The sequence below is a fragment of the Paractinoplanes ovalisporus genome, from assembly GCF_016834655.1.
In the GTDB taxonomy this organism is placed as follows: Bacteria; Actinomycetota; Actinomycetes; order Mycobacteriales; family Micromonosporaceae; genus Actinoplanes; species Actinoplanes ovalisporus.
Map to the genome: position 1 here is coordinate 26,266 of NZ_JAENHP010000040.1, position 18,488 is coordinate 44,753.

Annotated in this window: 11 protein-coding genes; 3 read left to right on the forward strand and 8 right to left on the reverse strand. The window is 69.8% G+C overall.

What is annotated here, in order from left to right; genetic code table 11:
• From JIG36_RS50150 to JIG36_RS50160, 3 genes are all read right to left on the reverse strand, one after another.
• Entirely contained in the window at window positions 1-1,506 is a 1,506-nt protein-coding gene (locus tag JIG36_RS50150; protein ID WP_203384033.1) for an MFS transporter, read from the reverse strand.
• 73 nt (window positions 1,507-1,579) lie between these two features.
• Entirely contained in the window at window positions 1,580-2,179 is a 600-nt protein-coding gene (locus tag JIG36_RS50155) for a TetR/AcrR family transcriptional regulator (protein WP_203384034.1), read from the reverse strand.
• A 145-nt stretch (window positions 2,180-2,324) separates the two neighbouring features.
• Entirely contained in the window at window positions 2,325-2,738 is a 414-nt protein-coding gene (locus JIG36_RS50160; protein WP_203384035.1) for a CBS domain-containing protein, read from the reverse strand.
• A 169-nt stretch (window positions 2,739-2,907) separates the two neighbouring features.
• Here JIG36_RS50160 and JIG36_RS50165 point away from each other — a divergent pair, with 169 nt between their 5' ends.
• Both JIG36_RS50165 and JIG36_RS50170 read left to right on the forward strand, forming a co-directional pair.
• Window positions 2,908-3,795 (forward strand): sulfite exporter TauE/SafE family protein, encoded by an 888-nt coding sequence (locus tag JIG36_RS50165; protein ID WP_203384036.1) that lies wholly within the window; start codon window positions 2,908-2,910, stop codon window positions 3,793-3,795.
• A gap of 72 nt (window positions 3,796-3,867) precedes the next feature.
• The gene (locus tag JIG36_RS50170) at window positions 3,868-6,255 is read left to right on the forward strand and encodes a putative bifunctional diguanylate cyclase/phosphodiesterase (protein WP_203384037.1); all 2,388 of its coding nucleotides are present in this window, start codon (window positions 3,868-3,870) and stop codon (window positions 6,253-6,255) included.
• Here the strand turns inward: JIG36_RS50170 and pulA are convergent.
• From pulA to JIG36_RS50195, 5 genes are read right to left on the reverse strand one after another with little or no spacing between them, the layout of a single operon-like run.
• Window positions 6,252-11,582 carry a pullulanase-type alpha-1,6-glucosidase gene (pulA, locus tag JIG36_RS50175; protein ID WP_203384038.1) on the reverse strand — a complete coding sequence of 1,777 codons (5,331 nt, stop codon included), beginning with the start codon at window positions 11,580-11,582 and terminating at the stop codon, window positions 6,252-6,254. The two genes, JIG36_RS50170 and pulA, sit on opposite strands and share 4 nt — an antisense overlap.
• Before the next feature lie 12 nt (window positions 11,583-11,594).
• Entirely contained in the window at window positions 11,595-13,355 is a 1,761-nt protein-coding gene (locus JIG36_RS50180; protein ID WP_203384039.1) for a glycoside hydrolase family 13 protein, read from the reverse strand.
• Window positions 13,352-14,194: a sugar ABC transporter permease gene (locus JIG36_RS50185; RefSeq protein ID WP_203384040.1), complete on the reverse strand. Its 843-nt coding sequence runs from the start codon at window positions 14,192-14,194 to the stop codon at window positions 13,352-13,354. The genes JIG36_RS50180 and JIG36_RS50185 overlap by 4 nt, the downstream gene beginning before the upstream one ends.
• A complete protein-coding gene (locus tag JIG36_RS50190; RefSeq protein ID WP_203384041.1) occupies window positions 14,191-15,753 on the reverse strand; it encodes an ABC transporter permease subunit in 1,563 nt (520 codons plus the stop codon). Before JIG36_RS50190 ends, JIG36_RS50185 begins: the two co-directional genes overlap by 4 nt.
• On the reverse strand, window positions 15,754-17,010 hold the full coding sequence (locus JIG36_RS50195) for a sugar ABC transporter substrate-binding protein (RefSeq protein WP_203384042.1): 1,257 nt from the start codon (window positions 17,008-17,010) through the stop codon (window positions 15,754-15,756).
• Between the two features lie 242 nt (window positions 17,011-17,252).
• On the opposite strand from JIG36_RS50195, the gene JIG36_RS50200 reads away from it, so the two are divergent.
• A complete protein-coding gene (locus tag JIG36_RS50200; RefSeq protein WP_203384043.1) occupies window positions 17,253-18,302 on the forward strand; it encodes a LacI family DNA-binding transcriptional regulator in 1,050 nt (349 codons plus the stop codon).
• Window positions 18,303-18,488: the final 186 nt, after the last annotated feature.

Consider the following 18,488-nt stretch of genomic DNA (forward strand, 5'->3'; position numbering starts at 1 on the left):
TCAGACCGCGACCGGGACGCCCTCGTTCGATGCCACCTCGTCCCGGCCGGCCCGCACCAGGATCAGCGCGACCAGGGCGGCCACCCCGACCAGGGCCGCGCTCACCCAGAACGCCACCGTGTAGCTGTGCACCGTGGCCACCGCCTGCAGGGCCGGCACCTGGTCGGGGCTGGTGATCTCGCCCCGGTGATCGGTCAGGTAACCGGCCAGGGCCGAGGTGAAGATGGTGTTGAGCAGGGCCGTGCCCAGCGAGCCGCCGATCTGCTGGGTGGTGTTGATCATTGCGCTGGCCACGCCCGCGTCGTGGCCGGCCACGCCGACCAGGGCCGTGTTGGACATGGGCCCGAAGGTGACGCCCATGCCGAAGCTGAGCACGAGCTCGGCCGGGAACACGTGGGTCCAGAAGCCGGTGTCGACGCCGATCTGGGTCAGCATGACCATGCCGATCGCGGCCAGCAGCAGGCCGCCGGACATCAGGACGCGCGGTCCGACCCGGGTCTGCATCTGGGCCGAGAAGCCGGCGCCGGCGATGATGCCGAACGTGAACGGCAGGAACGCCACGCCGGTCATCAGGGCCGAGTAGCCGAGCGTGAGCTGCAGGTAGAACGTCAGGAACAGGAACATGCCGAACAGCCCGGAGCCGATCAGCAGAGCCGAGATGTACGCTCCCCCGCGGTTGCGGTCGAGGATGACGCGCATCGGCAGCAGCGGGTGCGAGCTGCGCAGTTCGATGACGACGAACGACACCAGCAGCAGCACGGCCGCGACCAGCCAGCCGACGGTGACGGCCGAGCCCCAGCCGTCCTCGCTGGCCTTCGTGAAGCCGTACACCAGGGCGACCAGGCCGGCCGTGGAGGTGAACGCGCCGGGCAGGTCGTAGCGGGTGTTGCCCTCGGCCCGGCTCTCGCCGACGAACCGGACGGCGGCCAGCGCGGCCACGATCGCGATCGGAGTGCCGACCAGCAGGGTCCAGCGCCACGAGGCGTACTCGGTCAGCAGCCCGCCCAGCAGCAGGCCGACTGCGCCGCCGCCACCGGCGATGGCGCCATAGACGCCGAACGCCCGGGCCCGCTCGCGGGCCTCGGTGAACGTGACCGTGAGCAGCGACAACGCCGCCGGGGCCATGAGCGCGCCGAACGCCCCCTGCAGCGCGCGGGCCGCGAACAGCGTCTCGGCGTTGGTGGCCAGGCCGCCCAGCGCCGACGCGCCCGCAAAGCCGAGCAGGCCGATGATGAAGGCCCGCTTACGGCCGGTGAAGTCGGCGATCCGGCCGCCGAGCAGCAGCAGGCCGCCGAAGGCCAGCGCGTACGCCGTGATCATCCACTGCCGGTCGGCGTCGCTGATGTTGAGATCGGCCTGAGCGGTCGGCAGCGCGATGTTGACGATCGTGGCGTCGAGCACGATCAGCAGCTGCGACACCGCGATGACGGCCAGAGCCAGCCACCGATTTCGCGGTTTAGGCGATATATCCGGCGGAGTGGAGGCGTCAGAAGTCGTGATGGACATGGAGGGTCCCCCTTAGAAGGGCATGCGGAGATCCACCGGCGTCAGGGACGCGGGTGTTGATGGAGGGAAGAAGTCAGCGTTGGAGCAGGGGCAGGATGATGTCGTCGACGAGGTGGTCGAGGAACGGCTGGTCGATCGGCTCGCCCAGGGCGAAGCCGCGCATGAAGACCACGGCCGGCACGATCTCGTCGATCAGCCGGGCGTCGTAGCCGGGGCGCAGCTCGCCGCGGGCCTCGGCCCGCCCGCAGATGGTTTCTGCGAGCGGAATCTTCGACTCGCGCATCTGACGCAGATGCACGGCGAGTTCCGGATCGGTGTGCAGGGCCATGAACAGCCCGGCCAGCAGCGGCCCCTCGTCACTTCTGATCATGCAGGCGATGTCGTCGAACCACGCCAGCAGGTCGCCGCGGAGCGACCCGGTGTCGGGCAGCGGGGCATCGGCCGCCTTGCAGGCACGCACGGCGTCGAGGACCAGCTCGGCCTTGGTCGGCCAGTGCCGGTACAGCGTCGCCTTGCTCGCCTGGGCCCGGGCGGCCACCGCGTCCACCCGAAGGCCCTGATAGCCCGTCTCGCCGAGCAACTCGTAGGCGGCGCGCAGGATCGCCTGCTCACGCTCGCCGTCGAGGCGCCGGGACCGCCCGGCCGGTGCGGCGGTTCGCGCCTGCTCAGCCATGACAACCCCCCGTCCGGTACGCCTTGCGAAACGAAACTGTTTCGTACACTACGCCTCCTGATCCACTCCCGCGATCTCCGCACCCGATTGTGACGCAGAACGCGGCGCCGCCCCCGGGTGAGGGCGGCGCCGCGGCAACGACCGGTTACTCGCTGATGGCGTCGATCAGGTCACCCACCGGGCGGTCCGGCAGAGCCCGGGCGACGTCGGCCACCGCCACGATGCCCACCAGCTGGTGGCCGTCGATCACGGGAAGGCGGCGCACCTTGTGCTCGGCCATGGTCCGCAGGATCTCGGTGGTGTCGTCGTCGGCCCCGATCGTCACCGGCTTGCCCTGCGCGAACTCGGCGGCCGAGCACGAGCCCGGGTCACGACCCTGGGCAATGGCCTTCACGACGATGTCGCGGTCAGTCAGCATCCCCTTGAGGCGGTTGCCCTCGCCGCAGATCGGCAGCGAACCGACCCCCAGCTCGGACATCTTGCGGGCGGCGTCGGCCAGGGTCTCCTTCTCGCCCACGCAGGTGGCGTCGGGGGTCATGATCTCGCGTGCGGTGGTCACAGCGTCCTCCATGTCGGTTTCGGTGGAAGGACGCCGCGTACCCCCTCCCGGGCCGGACACTCCCGGGGCGCGAGGAAACGGCACCGCCGGAAAGTCCCGGAAGCTGGGAAACTCGACAAAGTCCACTGATTTAGTGGACAAAGCAGGGATTAGCACCGAGACTCGTCCGGTGGACTGGACCCTTGCGCTCGCCGGGCTCGGCGTCGGCATCGTCGTCGGCCTGACCGGCATGGGCGGCGGCGCCCTGATGACCCCCATCCTGGTGCTCTTCTTCGGCGTCCCGCCGGTCGCCGCCGTGTCGAGCGACCTGGCCGCGAGCGCGGTGATGAAGCCGTTCGGCGGCTGGGTGCACGCCCGCCGCGGCACGGTGAACTGGTCGCTGGTCGGCTGGCTGTGCGTGGGCAGCGTGCCCAGCGCGTTCCTCGGGGTGCTGCTGTTGCGCCTGCTCGGCGACGACGAGTCGGTGCAGCAGGCCATCCGCGTCGCCCTGGGCGTGGCCCTGCTGCTGGCCGCCGGCGGCCTGCTGCTCAAGGGGTGGGTGAGCCGCAAGAAGGGCGAGGGTGACGGCCGCATCACGGTCCGCCCGGTGCCCACGGTCGTTCTCGGCGCGCTGGGCGGCCTGGTCGTGGGCCTGACCTCGGTCGGCTCGGGCTCGCTGATCATCGTCGCGCTGCTGGCGCTCTATCCCACGCTGCGCGCCAACAACCTGGTCGGCACCGACCTCGTGCAGGCCATCCCGCTGGTCACCGCGGCCGCCCTGGGACACGCCTTCTTCGGCGATCTGCAGCTCGACCTGGCCGCGGCCGTGCTGGTCGGCTCGATCCCGGGCGTGCTGATCGGTTCCCGCGTCTCGTCCCGCGCCCCGGCCGGACTGGTCCGGGCCGCCCTGGTCATCGTGCTGCTGGCCAGCGCCCTGAAGCTGTTCGACCTCTCGACCACGGTCGTCGGCGTCACCTCGGGCGTGGCCATCGTGATCGCCGTGGCGCTCGGGCTGCGCGCCCGGATGACCCGCACACCGGCCACCGAACCGGAGCGGGAGCCCGTCGCCGCCCCCTGACGCTCACCCCGCGGCGATCCGCGCCGAACAGGAGGAGGGGGACCTTCGCCGGGCGGAACGGGACAAGTCGGCATGAACGTACGGCAGAAGCTGCTCGGCGGCTTCCTCACGGTGGCCGCGATGGTCGCCGTGACGGGTGCCGTCGTGCTGCGGGCCGACGCCGAGACCACCCGCCAGGCCGCGATCACCGAGGCCGAGCAGGTGGCGCGGGGCATCGCCAAGGACGTCGCGTTCGGCCTGGCCGCGGACACCGAGGGCGAGCAGCCGCCATCGCTGATCGAGCACCCGGGAGCACTCCGGGCCTATCTGGAACGGCTGCACGACCTGCAGAACCGCGACATCGTCGTGGTCGACACCGGCAAACGGATCCTGGCCGACGCTGTGCCCGAGAACGCGGGCATGCCGTTCGACCACGACCTCGGCAACGAGGTCGGCCGGACGATCGCCGATGGGAGGTCCCGTGTCTTCGTCGAGACCAGCGTCGACTATCCCGAGGGCATCCAGCAGGTGGTCGTGCCCGTGATCGGCGAAGGCGGCTCCACCCTCGGAGCCGTCATCCTCGAGTACACCCCGCTCTACGAGCAGATGAAGGCGGTCACCGCGCGGGCCGAGACGATCATCCTGATCGCCGGCATCATCTGCATCCTGTTGGTGCTGGCGCTCGGTGTGGTCACCGCCGAGTCGATCGTCCGGCGCATCGGACGCCTCACCCGGGCGGTGGAGAGCATCCGCGACGGTGACTACACCCAGCGGGTGACCCTCGGCCGGCGCGACGAGATCTCCCGGCTCGGGGACGCGTTCAACGACATGGCCGTGCGCCTCGACCGGTCGGCCCGCGAGATCCTGGCCAAGGAGTACACCGACCGGATCCTGGCCAACGCCGGCGAGGGCATCTGCGGGGTCGACGCCCGCGGCCGCATCACGTTCGCCAACGAGGCCGCCGGCCGCATCACCGGTCTGGGCGTCGAGGGGCTGCTCGACCAGGAGGCCGCAACCCTGCTGCCGGACGTGGAACGAGCCGAGGTCACCGTCGACCGGCCGGACGGCACGTCGGTGCGGGTGGCGTACACGGTGAGCCCGATCGAGAAGGACGGCCGGCGGATCGGCGGGGTGGTGGTGCTGCGGGACGTGAGCCGGCAACGCGCGCTCGAAGGCGACCTGCGGCACCAGGCCCTGCACGACGGTCTGACCGGGCTACCCAACCGCAAACTGCTGCTGGACCGGGTCGACCACGCCATGGCCCGAGCGCGGGCCGCCCGGGACGCCGGGATGGCGGTGCTCTATCTGGACCTGGACGGCTTCAAGAAGGTCAACGACAGCCTCGGTCACAACGCCGGCGACGCGCTGCTGCGGACGGCCGCCGAGCGCCTGACCGGCGCGTTGCGACCTCACGACACCGTGGCCCGGCTCGGCGGCGACGAGTTCGCGGTGCTGCTCGAGGACGCGGCCGACCCGGAACGGTCGGCGCAGGCCTGCGTCGACGCCCTCAACAAGCCGTTCCTGGTGCAGGGGCGCGAGGCGACGGTCAGCGTCAGCGTCGGGGTGGTGCCCGGCGCGCAGCGCTACGCCGACGCCGACGAGGTGCTGCGCAACGCCGACGTCGCCATGTATGCCGCCAAGGCCCACGGCAAGAACTGCTACCAGGTCTTCGAGACCCGGATGCACGAGCAACTGCTCGACCGGCTCGACCAGGAGTCCCGGCTGCGCGAGGCCGTGCACCGCGGCGAACTACGCCTGCATCTGCAGCCCGTGGTCGACGTGACGACCCGCGAGCTGCGCGGGGTCGAGGCGCTCGTGCGCTGGGAGGATCCGGAACGCGGGCTGCAGCCGCCGGGAGCGTTCATCCCGCTGGCCGAGGAGACCGGGCTGATCACCGAGATCGACCGCTGGATGATGATCGAGGCCTGCCGGACCGTCCGCGAGTGGCAGGAGTCGTCGCCGGAGACCGCACCCCACTGGGTGAGCGTCAACCTGTCGGCCGCCAACCTCGAGGTGCCGGATCTGACCGACCGGGTCGCCTACGCCCTGGCCGGCACCGGCCTGGCCCCGGAGTGCCTGGTGCTGGAGCTGACCGAGACCGTGCTCATGCGGGACATCGCGGTCACCGCGGGCCGTCTCGAGGAGATGCGCGAGCTGGGCGTGCGGATCGCCATCGACGACTTCGGCACCGGCTACTCGTCGCTGGGCTACTTGCGGGACATTCCGGTCGACGTGCTGAAGGTGGACCGCTCGTTCATCACCGGGCTGGTCGGCCACCAGCGCCAGCAGGAGCTGGTCCGCGCGATCCTGCAGCTGGGCCACACGCTGGGGCTCAAGGTGGTGGTCGAGGGCATCGAGACCGAGGATCAGCTCGACCTGCTGATCACGCTCGGCTGCCGGTTCGCCCAGGGCTATTTCCTGGGCCGGCCGGAGCCGGTCGCGAGCCTGCGTTCCCGGCTCGCGACCGTCCCCGCCCCTTAGCTCTCGACGAACACCGCGACCGTACGGGCCGGCACCGTGAGGGCACCGGTGGCCTTGGTGAAGGACGCCGAGCGGACCAGCGGATCGGCGGAGTTCCGCTGGACCGGGTGGAGCGCGACCGTCCTGCCGGCGAGCGACCCGACGGTCTGGGTGGTGGCCGCCGAGGTGCCGTTGAAGACCACCGTCACCGACTTCCAGGTGCGGTCGATTCCCCGTCCGTCCAGGGTCATCGTGACGACCCCCGGGGTCTCGGCCGCTCCGGAGAGCGGGAACGTCAGCCGCTTCTGCACCTCGGCGGCGGTCGGCAGGCCGAAGACCGGCGACGAGCCGCGGATCTTCAGCAGTTCCTGGTAGCGGGCGTCGGCCACGGCCACGTCGGAGCACCGCGGCACGAGCGCCGGGTCGGCGAGCAGCGGCTTTCCGAACACCCACTTGTCCGAGTTGTCGGCGGCGGGTGGCAACCCACGGCCGAAGCCATTGCCGTCCGCGCAGTCCCAGACGATCTGGTTGAACCAGTCCCCCGAGTTGTACGAGTTGCGGTCGAGCGACTTGGACCGCAGCCGCTCGCTCCCGGTCGTCACGAACCCGGCCCCCTGCCCGAGGGCGGTGGTGGCCAGGGCGACGGACTGGGCCCGCGCCCGTTCCAGCGCCGGCGTGCCGGCGGGCAGCTTGAACGCCATCGCGTCGTACAGGATCTCGTTGTCGTGCGCGTCGACATAGGTGATCGCCTCACCGGGCGCGGCGGTGTAGCCGGCCGGCGAGCCGTTGTAGTCGACCTGCGAACCCGTGACGACCGCGCCTGAGGACGCCGTAAATCGGTACGACGCCAGGTTGCCGCTCAGCCCCACCTTGATCAGATCCTGGTAGTGCAGCAACCGCGCCCGCTGTTCCGCCGCGGAACCGTTCACCGCGTCCCCGTTGGGAGCCGACAGCAGCCCGGTCGCGAAGCCCTGCACCCGCGGGTTCTCGTCGAACGGCCCACCACCGCGTACGGCATCCCGCAGCCGGTCGTTGAACGTCGCGACACCCGTGCCCGCCATGGTGGCCTGGGTCGCCTGCACGAAGCGCGCGTTGCCCGCGACCTCGCCGAAGTCCCAGCCCTCGCCGTACAGGTTGATGCTCTTGCCGTCGACCCCGTCGCGCGCCACCGTGAGCCGGTCCAGCGCCGCCCGTACGGCCAGGATGTTGGCCTTGGGGTGGTGACCCATCAGGTCGAAGCGGAACCCGTCGACCTTGTACTGCCTGGCCCAGGTGACGAGCGAGTCGACGACGAGCTTGCCCATCATCGCGTTCTCCGGCGCCGTGTTGGCGCAGCAGGTGGAGTTGGCGATCGTGCCGTCGGCCAGCAGCCGCTGGTAGTAGCCCGGCACGATCTGGTCGAGCACCGACTTGGGGTCGGTGCCCGCGGCCGAGGTGTGGTTGTAGACGACGTCCATCACCACGCGCAGCCCGGCCTTGTTCACCCCGGCCACCATCTGCCGGAACTCCTTGGTGCGCTGCGCGGGGTCGACCGCGTACCCGCCCTCGGGAACCGTGTAGTGCAGCGGGTCGTAGCCCCAGTTGTAGCCGTCGATGGCGGCCACCGCGGCCACACACTTCTGCTGCTCCTCGGAGTCCGGCGGCAGCGAGGGCAGATCACACGCCGGAACCTTCTGGTCGGCCCGCTTCTCGGGAATGGTCGCGAAGTCGAACGCCGGTAGCAGGTGCAGGTGCGTCACCCCGGCGTCGGCCAGCGCGGCCAGGTGCTTCATGCCGTCGGTGGACGAGTCGGTAAAGGCCGCGTACGTGCCACGCCGCGCGGCCGGCACCGACTTGTCGGCCATCGAGAAGTCCCGCACCGACAGCTCGGAAATCTGGATCTTCGCCGCGGGCACGGCGGCCGGTTTGCGCAGCGCGGACCAGCCGGCCGGGGCCAGCGCCGGATCGGCCAGATCGACGATCCGGCTCAGGTGCGAATCGGTCGACAGGCCCAGCGCGTACGGGTCGGTGACCGCGGCCGTGAAGAGCCGCTGCGCCGCCGGCTGCCACGCGGTCACGCGGTAGGAGTAGTACTTGCCCTTCCACGACGCCGGGCCGCGGACCGACCAGATTCCCGTACGGTCGTCCCGCGTCATGGCCACGATCGACGGGCCGGACTCGGCCGTGTCGAACAGTTGCAGGTCGACCTTGCGGGCCGTGGGCGCCCACACCGACAGCGTGGTGCCGACCGGCCCCAGCTTTGCGTCGGCGGCCGCGGCGGCGTAGACGTCGTCGAGCACGCCCGCCGTCTGCACCCCGGTGGCGGCCAGCAGTTTGCCGGTCGCGTCCCGTTCGGTGAGCACGATCTGCCCGCGCAGCACGTCCTTGACGTCCACGCCCCGGGGCAGCTGGAACGCGTCGTACTGCCACAGGTGCGGGAACCGGGACCGCTGCGCCTCGGTGAGCCCGTCCGCCCGTACGGAAAGCCGGACGCTCTTGAAGTCGCCCGAGACCGTGTTGCCGATGCCCTCCGGCGCGTACACCAGGTCATAGATCTTGCCGTCGGTGGCGCCGCCCGGCTTGAAGGCGACCGTGCCGCGGTCGATCCAGACGGCCGACGCCTTGGTCACGTCGATCACGCCACCCGAGCCGGTCTTCTTCACCACCGGCGCGAGCCGCGGCGAGACACCGGCCAGCAGCCAGATTTCGCGCCCGCCCTCGGCGAACGTGAGCTGCTGGTCGTCCGGCAGATCCTTCTCGTCGCCCTTGTGGATGATGTATTTCAATGCGGTCGCCCCGGCCGCCAGCGGCACCTTCCAATAGGGGCCGAACGAGTCGGTCCCGGTCGGCGGCAGCGGCGCGGCCCAGTCGGTCGGGTTCGCGGCGCCGTCCCAGACGTGCAGCCCCCAGCCGTCGGCGTCGGCCCGCCGATAGTGGATGGTCGCCACGTTCGGGTCCTGCTCGACGCTGGGCGGCGTCGTCGTGATGCTCGCGTCGCCCTGCTTCAGCCAGATCTCCCCGTTCTGCGACGGGTCGAAGAACCGGTCGGCGTCGACGTCCTTCACGCCGTCCTTGCTGACCACGATGAAGCCCACGTTCCTGGCGTTCGGGGCCAACTTCACAAAGGCGAATTTCCCGTACGCGTCCTCGCCGGTGAACGGCTGCCCGGCCGGCCAGGTGGTCGTCATCGAGGGGTCGACGTCGCCGAACACGTAGAGGCCGTAGTCGTCATAGCCCCCGGCCGGCCGCTGATAGTGCACGACCGCGTAGTCGGGGCTGGTCGCCGTGACCGCCGTGCCCACCTTGATGCTGGTGGCGGCCGACGCGAGCCGTCCCTTGCTGTCACGGACGACCGCCTTGTAGCGCACGGTCGTGCCACCGGCCAGTCCCGTGAGGTCGTGGTAGGCCGAGCTGGTGCCGGAGCCGATCAGTTGCCACGGGCCGTCGCCGACCTGAGCCGCGAACGTGACCCGGGCCAGCGGGTCGCCGGTCGTTTCCACCGCCAGTTTCGTGCGCGTAGCCACATTGCCGGCGTCGGGCGAGGTGAACTTGACCGTCGGCGCGGCGGTGGGTGCGGGCAGCGTCTTGTCCGCCTTGAAAGCGACAGCCGACAGCGGCGGCACGGTGATCGTCAGCTTGCCGCCGCTCGTCGGCGTCGCCGCGGTGGATCCGTAGATGCCGCGGAACGTCGCCCCCGCCGACCACGTGTCGACCGTGACGGTCCGCGCGGTCGTCCCGCTGTTGGCCGCCACCACATACTCCACGCGCTGGCCCGGGTCGATCCGCGACGCCGCGAACACACCGTCGGCCGCGTGCCGGGTGACCTGCGCTCCCCCGCGCAACGCCGGGTTCGCCTTCCGCAGCGCCCCCAGCGACGCGATCGTGCGGTAGATCGGGTGCGCGGTGTTGTAGTTGTCCACCGCGTGCGTGCGGTCGGTGCCGATCAGGTCGTCGTCCAGATAGTCGGCGGTCTTCGACGCGAACATGTCCTGCCGCGCGTCCTTGTCGCCGCCGGGCCCGGTGAAACCCTGCTCGTCCCCGCTGTAGACGACCGGCTGCCCGCGGGTCAGGAACATCAGCTCGTGCGCCAGCTGGTCCCGCCGCAGCGCGTCGTCGCCCTTGAGGAACGACCCGATCCGGCCCATGTCGTGGTTGCCCAGGAACGTCGGCAGGCGACCGGCGTCGGTGTCCCGCGCGGTGTAGAGGTCGTCCTTGGCGTAGAGGTCGGCCAGAGCCTTCGCCGAGCCGTCGCCGGCCACGAAGTTCTTGGCCGCCTCCTGGAACGAGAAGTCCAGCGTGGCGGGCAGCTTTCCCTGCCGTACGTAGGTGGACTCGATCTCCTGGTCGGCGCTGTAGACCTCGCCGAACATGAAGAAGTCCTTCTTGCCGGCCCGGGCCGCGGCCTTCTCGATGCCCGCGCTGAACTGCGGCCAGAAGTCGAGGTCGACGTGCTTGACGGTGTCGAGGCGGTAGCCGTCGATGCCGGTCTCGGCGATCCAGTAGGCGTAGATGTCGGTGAGCCCGCGCACGACCTCGGGCCGTTCGGTCCACAGGTCGTCGAGGCCGAAGAAGTCGCCGTACTCGCTGTTCTCGCCGGCGAACGTCGAGTCGCCCCGGTTGTGGTACATCGTCGGGTCGTTCAGCCACGCCGGCTTCTTCACCTTGGCGTCGGCCGCGTTGGCGAAGACCGGCGTGTACGGGAACGACTTGCCGGCCGACACCGCGGGGAACGAGCCCTTGCGGTCGTCGAACGGCCGGCCCTGAGCGTCCTTGTACGGTGCCGTGGCCTTGTCGACGTACGTGTATCTGTCTTCCGCGTACTTGATCACATCGGCCGTGTGGTTGGCGATGATGTCGAGGAACACCTTCAGGCCGCGCTGATGGGCCAGCCGCACGAGCTTCTTGAGCTCGTCGTTGCTGCCGAAGTGGGGGTCGACCTGGGTGAAGTCGGTGATCCAGTAGCCGTGGTAGCCGGCCGAGACGTCGTCGCCGCTGCCCTGCACGGGCCGGTTCTTGAAGACCGGGGCGAGCCAGATCGCGGTGGTGCCCAGCCCCTGGATGTAGTCCAGCTTGTCGATCACGCCGGCCAGGTCGCCGCCGTGATAGAAGCCCTTGTCGGCCGGGTCGAGGCCAGTGGTGAGCCGGTCGCCGGTCAGGCCGCCCTTGTCATTGGCCTTGTTTCCGTTGGCGAACCGGTCGGGCAGCACGAAGTAGTACTGCTCGTTGTCCGCGGGCCGGTCGGTGCCCCACTGGGCGATGACGGCGTCGCCGGGAGCCTTGGGTTCGGCCGCCCGGGCCGGGAGCGCGGTCAGGAACGGCAAGGTCAGTGCTACGGCAGCGGCCAGGAGCCGCCGACTTCTGGAGACCACTATGTCCCTCTCTTATGGGAGAGCCCAGACCTGGACGGCCGGGCCGTAGCCATCGATGGCGGTGGAACCATCGGGTTCAATGTGCAGCGGCTTCGCGCCGCCGTAAAGGTTTTCCAGGGTTGTGTCGGCAGGCAGACCGACCAGCTTGATCGGATCGCCGGCCGCGCGGCGGGCCAGCACGAGAACGCTCTGCGCCGCGCTCTCACGCAGGAAGACCAGGGTGTCGCCGTCGGCGTGGACCCAGCGCAGGCCGCCCCTCCGCAGTGCGGGCGAGGACTTCCGCAGCGCGATCAGTTCGCGGTAGCGCGACAGGGTGACCGTGTCCCACGGCCGGTCCCACGGCATCGGCACGCGGGCCGACTCGTTACCCCCGCCGGTCAGCCCGATCTCGTCGCCGGCGAACACCATCGGCGTGCCGGGCAGCGTGAACAACAGCCCCGCGGCCACGTGCTGCCGCTCGGCGTCGCCCACGACCGTACGGATGCGGGCCGTGTCGTGGGAACCGAGAAGCGACCACGACGCCTCCCACGACCGCCACGACATCTGCGACGCGAACGCGGACATGGTCGCCACCAGCGCGCCGGCATCCCGTACGGGAAGCTCCTCGGGGTTGCCCAGAAACCCGTCGAACGGCACGGTCTCGGCGCGCAGCCAGCACCACACCGGACGGGTGAACCCGGCGTAGTTCATCGTGCCGTGCCAGCCGTCGCGGTCGAGGTCGCCGGTCGCGTCGTGGCCGTGCTCGGCGATCAGCAGCCCGTCCGGCCGCGCGTCCCGCAAGGCCCGGCGCAGCAGCGCGGCGACCTCGTGGTTCCAGTCGTCGGCGCCGTGCCGGGCGGTCATGTTGGCGACGTCGATGCGCCACCCCGAGAGCCCGTACGGCTCGGACAGCCACTGCTGCACGATGCCGCGGAACTCCCGGCGCAACCCGGGACTGGCCCAGTTCAGCTTGGGCAGGCTGGGCACGCCGAGCCAGAACACGCCCGGGTAGTAGAACTCGGGGCGGCGGCCGAACCACGGGTGCGCGTCGCCGGTGTGGTTGGTGGTGAGGTCGCCGATCAGCCGCAGGCCCCGCTCGCGGGCGGCCGACGACAGCCGTTCCAGGGCCCGGTCGCCGCCCAGCAGCGGGTCGACGCGGTCGAAACCGGCGGCGTCGTAACGGTGGTTGGAACGGGCCGGGAAGAACGGGGTCAGATAGATCGTGTCGGCGCCCAGATCGGTGACGTGGCCGAGGCGCCGGGCGATGCCGTCGAGGTCACCGCCGTAGAGGACGCGGACGGCGTCCGGGCCGGGTTCGACCGGCTCGTCCCAGGACGACGCCCGCACGGCCCAGTCCGGGGTCTCCCGCAGATCGGCGGCGGGGGAACGGGCGTACCGGTCGGGAAAGATCTGGTAGATGACGGCGTCGCGGGCCCAGGCCGGCGCCGGCGGTTCGGCCACCAGCCGGAAGTCGGTGCTGTCGGGCACGTCGTGGGCGGTCACCCCGACCGCGGTGAGCCAGCGGACGCCGGTCGTGGTGCCGAGCAGGAACCGGTAGCGGGTGACCGGGTTGTGCGCCTCGATCTCGCCCCGCCACCACGTGTCGCCGCCCGTACGACGGTCGATCCGCAACGACGTGAAGACCGGCTCGCCGTCGCGGACCCATCGCATGTGGACCCGCGACACCCCGGTCCCGCGCGGCACCCGGACGAACACGGTGACCGTGTCGCCGAGCGCCGGCGCGGGATCGCTGACGTACAGCTCGCTGCCGTCGTGGTGCGGCCGGGTGATCATCCCTTCACGGCTCCGGCGGTCAGGCCGTCGGTGATGTAGCGCTGCAACAGCTGGAAGACGAACACTGTGGGGATCGCGGTGAGCAGCGTGCCGGCGCAGAACACGCCGAAGTTGTTGTTGCGCTCCCCCGCCACCAGACCGAACAGGCCGACGGCGAGCGTCTTGGACCCCTGGTCGGTGAGGAACACGTTGGCGATCAGGAACTCGTTGATGGTGCCGATGAACGCCAGCAGCGCGGTGACCGCGAGGATCGGCGCGACCAGCGGCAGCAGGATCCGGAAGAACACCTGCGCGTGCGAGGCGCCGTCCACTGTGGCCGACTCGTCGAGCTCGCGGGGCAGCGTGTCGAAGAATCCCTTCATCAGCCACGTGTTCACGCCCAGGGCGCCGCCGAGGTAGAGCAGGATCAGGCCCCACCACGTGTTGAAGCCGATGCCGGGCCACAGGTCGGTGACCGTCGAGAAGATCAGGAAGATCGCGACGATCGCCAGGAACTGCGGGAACATCTGGATCAGCAGCACCGACAGCAGACCCACGCGACGCCCGCGGAACCGGCGACGGCTGAACGCGTACGCGGCCAGGGCCGAGATGAACACCGAGGCGCCGGACGACGCCAGGGCGATCACCAGCGAGTTGAGGAACCAGCGCCCGAACTGGGTCTCGCTGAACAGCCGGGTGAAGTTGCCGGCCGACGCGCCGGTCGGCACCAGTTCGCTCGACGACAGGGTGCCGAGCGGGTTGAGCGCCGCCGACACCACGAACAGGATCGGGGCCAGCGCGAAGACCAGCATGAGCACGCCGACGAGATGCCGCCAGCCCACCTGCTTGAGCCACGTCATGAGTGCACCTCCTCCAGATGGCGGGTGCGCCGGAAACTGATCGCGGAGACCACGGCGACGATGAGGAAGATGAAGATCGAGATGGCGGCCGCGAAGCCGTAGTTGGCGCCGGCCCCGCCGAACGCGATCCGGTACGTGTAGGTGATGAGCAGATCGGTGGCCCCGTTGCCCGGGTTGTCGGCCGGGAACGGCGCGCCCTCGGTGGTCAGGTAGATCGCGTTGAAGTTGTTGAAGTTGAACGCGAACGACGAGATCAGCAGCGGGGTCAGTGCCACCATCAGCAGCGGCAGCGTGATCCGGCGGAACCCGGCCCAGGGGCTGGCGCCGTCGATGCGCGACGCCTCGCTCAGTTCACGCGGGATCGCCTGCAGCGCGCCGGTGGCGACCAGGAACATGTACGGATAACCCAGCCACAGCTGCACGAGGATCACCGCCAGCCGGGCCGAGGCGCTGCCCCCGAACCAGTCCACGTGGCTGCCGAACAGGTTGTTGATCAGCCCGAAATCGGTGTTGAACATGTCGCGCCAGACCAGCAGCATCGCGAACGACGGCATCGCGTACGGCAGCACCAGCAGCACCCGGTAGAACAGCCGGCCGCGGACCTGGTCGGAGTGCAGGGCCATGGCGAGCAGCAGCCCCAGCACGAACGTGCCACCGGTCGACGCGACGGCGAAACCGAAGTTCCAGACCAGCGTACGGAGGAAGGGTCCGGAGACAGCGGAGTCGGTGAGCACCCGCGTGAAGTTGCTCAGCCCGACGGTGACCTTCCAGCCCTGCGCGAGCCGTTCGCCGTTGTCCGCCACGAACGCGCCGACGTTCTCGTCCGCGGTCCAGGTCTGCCCGGTCGTGGTGTCGCGGATGCAGTCACAGTTCTCGTCGTAGGCGCGGCCGGCCCTTCCCTCGTACGCCCGGGTCAGCCCCGACGAGCGGATGGCCCCGCCCGGGGTCGGCACGGCGAACGCGGTGATCTCGGCGCTGCGCTCGCCGGCCTGCCCGAAGCTGAGCACCGTGTAGCCGCTCGCCACGTCGCCGTCCGGGATCGCCTTCAGACCGTCGGCGTCCCCCACCGAGACCTGCTTGGTGACCGGGTCGGTGATCAGGAAGACCAGCGGGCCGGTGGCCGGGTCGCCGGTGGTCGCGATCCGCAGGGCGTACTGCTGGGAACCCGGCACCCGGGTGACCGACGCCGTCTGGATGGCCACGACGGCCTCCTGCTTGCTGCCCCGGTGGCCGTCGCCGAAGTTCGTGAAGGCCGTGCTCGCCGTGTACAGCACCGGGAACACCTGGAACAACAGCAGAAGGATCGTGCCCGGCGCCAGGTACTTGAGCGGGATGTGCCGCGGCGTCGAATAGAGGTGGACCAGGCCGCCCGTCGTAGCCACGAGGATCGCCAGGCCGATCCAGGCCTCGTTGTCGATCAGCGGGAAGGCGGCCCAGATCGCGATCGCGACGGTCAGTCCCAGCAGCGGGATCTTGACGAGTTGTCCTTTTCGGCCGGACGGTTCCTCCGGGGCCGGGCGGGCCTGCACCACAGGCCCGCCGAGCTTGGTCGCCGTCATCTACTTGCTGATCGCGGCCGAGATGGTCCTGCCCGCCGCCGTGATCGTCTTGGCCGGGTCGGCACCGCCGATCACCGCCGCCTCGGCCTTGCCGAACGGGTCCCAGATCGCCGCCATCTCCGGAATGGCCGGCAGCGGCTGGCCGTCCTTGCCCGCCGCGATGAACTTCTCGAGGTCGGCGTCCTGGGCCTTCACCTGGTCGAACGCCGCGGTCAGGGCCGGCGGCCGCGGCTCGGCCTCATAGAGCGCGACGGCCAGCTCGGGCGTGGTGACGTAGTTGGTGACGAACTCCTGCGCCAGCGCCTTGTTCTTGCCCTTCGACGCGACGTAGAAGCTCTGCACGCCGAGGAACGGCCGCGCCGGCTGCCCGCCGTCGAACCCCGGGACCGGGCTGATGTCGTACTTGAGCTTGGCCTTCTTCACATCGGTGATCGCCCACGGCCCGCTGACCAGGAACGCGCACTTCTTGCCGGTGAACGTCGCGATCGAGTTCTCCGGCGTGATCGACCGCTTCAGCGCGCCCGACCCCTTCTCCCCCAGCGTGGCGATCTTCTTGAACGCCTCGACCGACTCCGGCTTGCCCACACCCAGGTTCTTCGGGTCGTAGTCACCGTTCGCGCTGGTGCCGAACAGGTTGCCGCCGGCACTCGAATACAGCGGATACAGGTGGTACGCGTCGCCGTTCTGGCCGACCTGCAGACAGAGCGTCTCCGAGACCTTCTTGGCCGCCTTCAGCTTGCCCGCCTCGCTCACCAGCGCCTCAATGGTGGCCGGAGCCTGCGGTGCGAGGTCGGTGTTGCGGATCAGGGCCAGATTCTCCATCGCGTACGGAACCCCGTATGTCTGCCCGTTGAAGGTGACCGCCTTGAGCGCGTTGGGGTTGAGGCCGCTCGTCTGCTCGGGCGACAGCTGCACCGGGTCGATCGCGCCGTTCTGCACCAGGTTGCCGATCCAGTCGTGCGCGCCGACCATCACGTCCGGCCCGCTGCCCTGCTGAGACGCGGTGACGAACGTGGTCTGCTGGTCCTTGGAGATGGCCTGGACCTTCACGGTCACGCCGTTCTCGGCCCCGAACTTCTCCGCGAACGGCTTCAGGGCGGCCGACCGCTTGTCATCAGCCCAGATCAGCAGCTCGTTCTGGCCGGCCGGGGCGGCCGATTCGCCGCTTCCCGGGGCCGTCTTGTCGTCGCCGCCACCGCCGCAGCCGGCCAGGGCAAGGGCGCAGGTCAGAACGGCGGCTATGGGTCGGATGCGCATGGGCGTCTCCAGTCGTTTCAGTCTGTGCAGAAACTTTCATCAACTGCAAGGCACGCGTCGCCGCCTTGCAGCGGGGTGGGGACTGCTGTCTCATAGCCGCACCCGAATAAGCGCAGCGTGAAGCACGTACGACCGGCATCGGCCGATGTCGTTGTTGTTGCGGGGACGTTAGCAAGAGCTTGCAACGAATGGAAGAGCTTGCAGGAACTCCCCGGACACACGGCAGCACTAGAGTTGTCGCTATGCGTGCACGGATGGCCGACATCGCCCGTCAGGCCCAGGTCAGTGAGGCGACGGTCTCGCGTGTCATCAACGACCGCCCCGGCGTCTCCCACGAGACCCGCCAGGCGGTGCTCACCGCGCTCGACGTACTGGGTTACGAGCGCCCCGAAAGACTGCGTAAGCGCAGCGCCGGCCTGGTCGGCCTGGTCGTCCCCGAGCTGGACAACCCGATCTTCCCCGCCTTCGCCCAGGTGATCGAGTCAACCCTGGCCCAACAGGGCTACACCCCGGTCCTGTGCACCCAGTCCCCCGGCGGCGTCACCGAGGACGAATACGTCGAGATGCTGCTCGACCGCCAGGTGTCAGGAATCGTCTTCGTCTCGGGCCTGTCCGCCGACACCACAGCCGACCACGCGCGTTACCAGCGCCTGCTGGACCGCCCCCTACCCATCGTCTTGATGAACGGCTACGCCGAGGGCATCGAGGCCCCTTTCGTCTCATGCGACGAGCGCCTGGCCGGCGACCTGGCCGTAACGCACCTGGTAGCCCTGGGACACAAGCGCATCGGCATGATCTCAGGACCGAACCGCTTCATAGCCGTCCAGCGCAAGCTGGCCGGCTACCGCCAGGCTATGAAGCGAGAGCTCGGCGTGGCCGACTCATCGCTGGACGACTACGTCTCGCTGACCCTGTTCGGCGTCGAGGGAGGAGAGGTAGCAGCCGACCGTTTGTTGTCGATGGGAGCAACAGGCCTGGTGTGCGGCTCCGACCTGATGGCGCTGGGCGCAATCCGAGCCGCCCGCCGCCGGGGGTTGTCGGTCCCCGGCGACGTCTCGGTGATCGGCTTCGACGACTCGCCGCTGATCGCCTTCACCGACCCGCCGCTGACAACGCTGCGCCAGCCGGTGACCGCGATGGCCGTGGCTGCGGTTCGCTCGCTGATGGACGAGACCAATGGGCATGGTGCGCCGCACTCGGAGTATCTGTTCCGGCCTGAGCTGGTGGTTCGTGATTCCACCGCGAAAGCCCCTAAACACCGCGATCGGCCTGTTGATACCTCTGCAGCCTGATCTCCTTCTTGCAAGTTCTTTCAGATCCTGCAAAACGTTGGAGCTTCTTGGGTCGGGCGGGCTTGCTTGCGCTTGGACGGTTGGGGGCCGGGGTGACCCCTCACGGCGGTAACCCATCTATTGCCATGAGGGGTCACCCCGGCCCCCAACCTTGCATGGGATCAAGTGACGGCCAGGACTTTGTCG

Excerpts from the sequence above, each read along its gene's own strand:
- JIG36_RS50155 (WP_203384034.1), bottom strand. The coding sequence starts at position 2,179 with ATGGCTGAGCAGGCGCGAACCGCCGCACCGGCCGGGCGGTCCCGGCGC.
- JIG36_RS50195 (WP_203384042.1), bottom strand. The coding sequence starts at position 17,010 with ATGCGCATCCGACCCATAGCCGCCGTTCTGACCTGCGCCCTTGCCCTG.
- JIG36_RS50190 (WP_203384041.1), bottom strand. The coding sequence starts at position 15,753 with ATGACGGCGACCAAGCTCGGCGGGCCTGTGGTGCAGGCCCGCCCGGCC.
- JIG36_RS50185 (WP_203384040.1), bottom strand. The coding sequence starts at position 14,194 with ATGACGTGGCTCAAGCAGGTGGGCTGGCGGCATCTCGTCGGCGTGCTC.
- JIG36_RS50200 (WP_203384043.1), top strand. The coding sequence starts at position 17,253 with ATGCGTGCACGGATGGCCGACATCGCCCGTCAGGCCCAGGTCAGTGAG.
- JIG36_RS50180 (WP_203384039.1), bottom strand. The coding sequence starts at position 13,355 with ATGATCACCCGGCCGCACCACGACGGCAGCGAGCTGTACGTCAGCGAT.
- JIG36_RS50150 (WP_203384033.1), bottom strand. The coding sequence starts at position 1,506 with ATGTCCATCACGACTTCTGACGCCTCCACTCCGCCGGATATATCGCCT.
- JIG36_RS50170 (WP_203384037.1), top strand. The coding sequence starts at position 3,868 with ATGAACGTACGGCAGAAGCTGCTCGGCGGCTTCCTCACGGTGGCCGCG.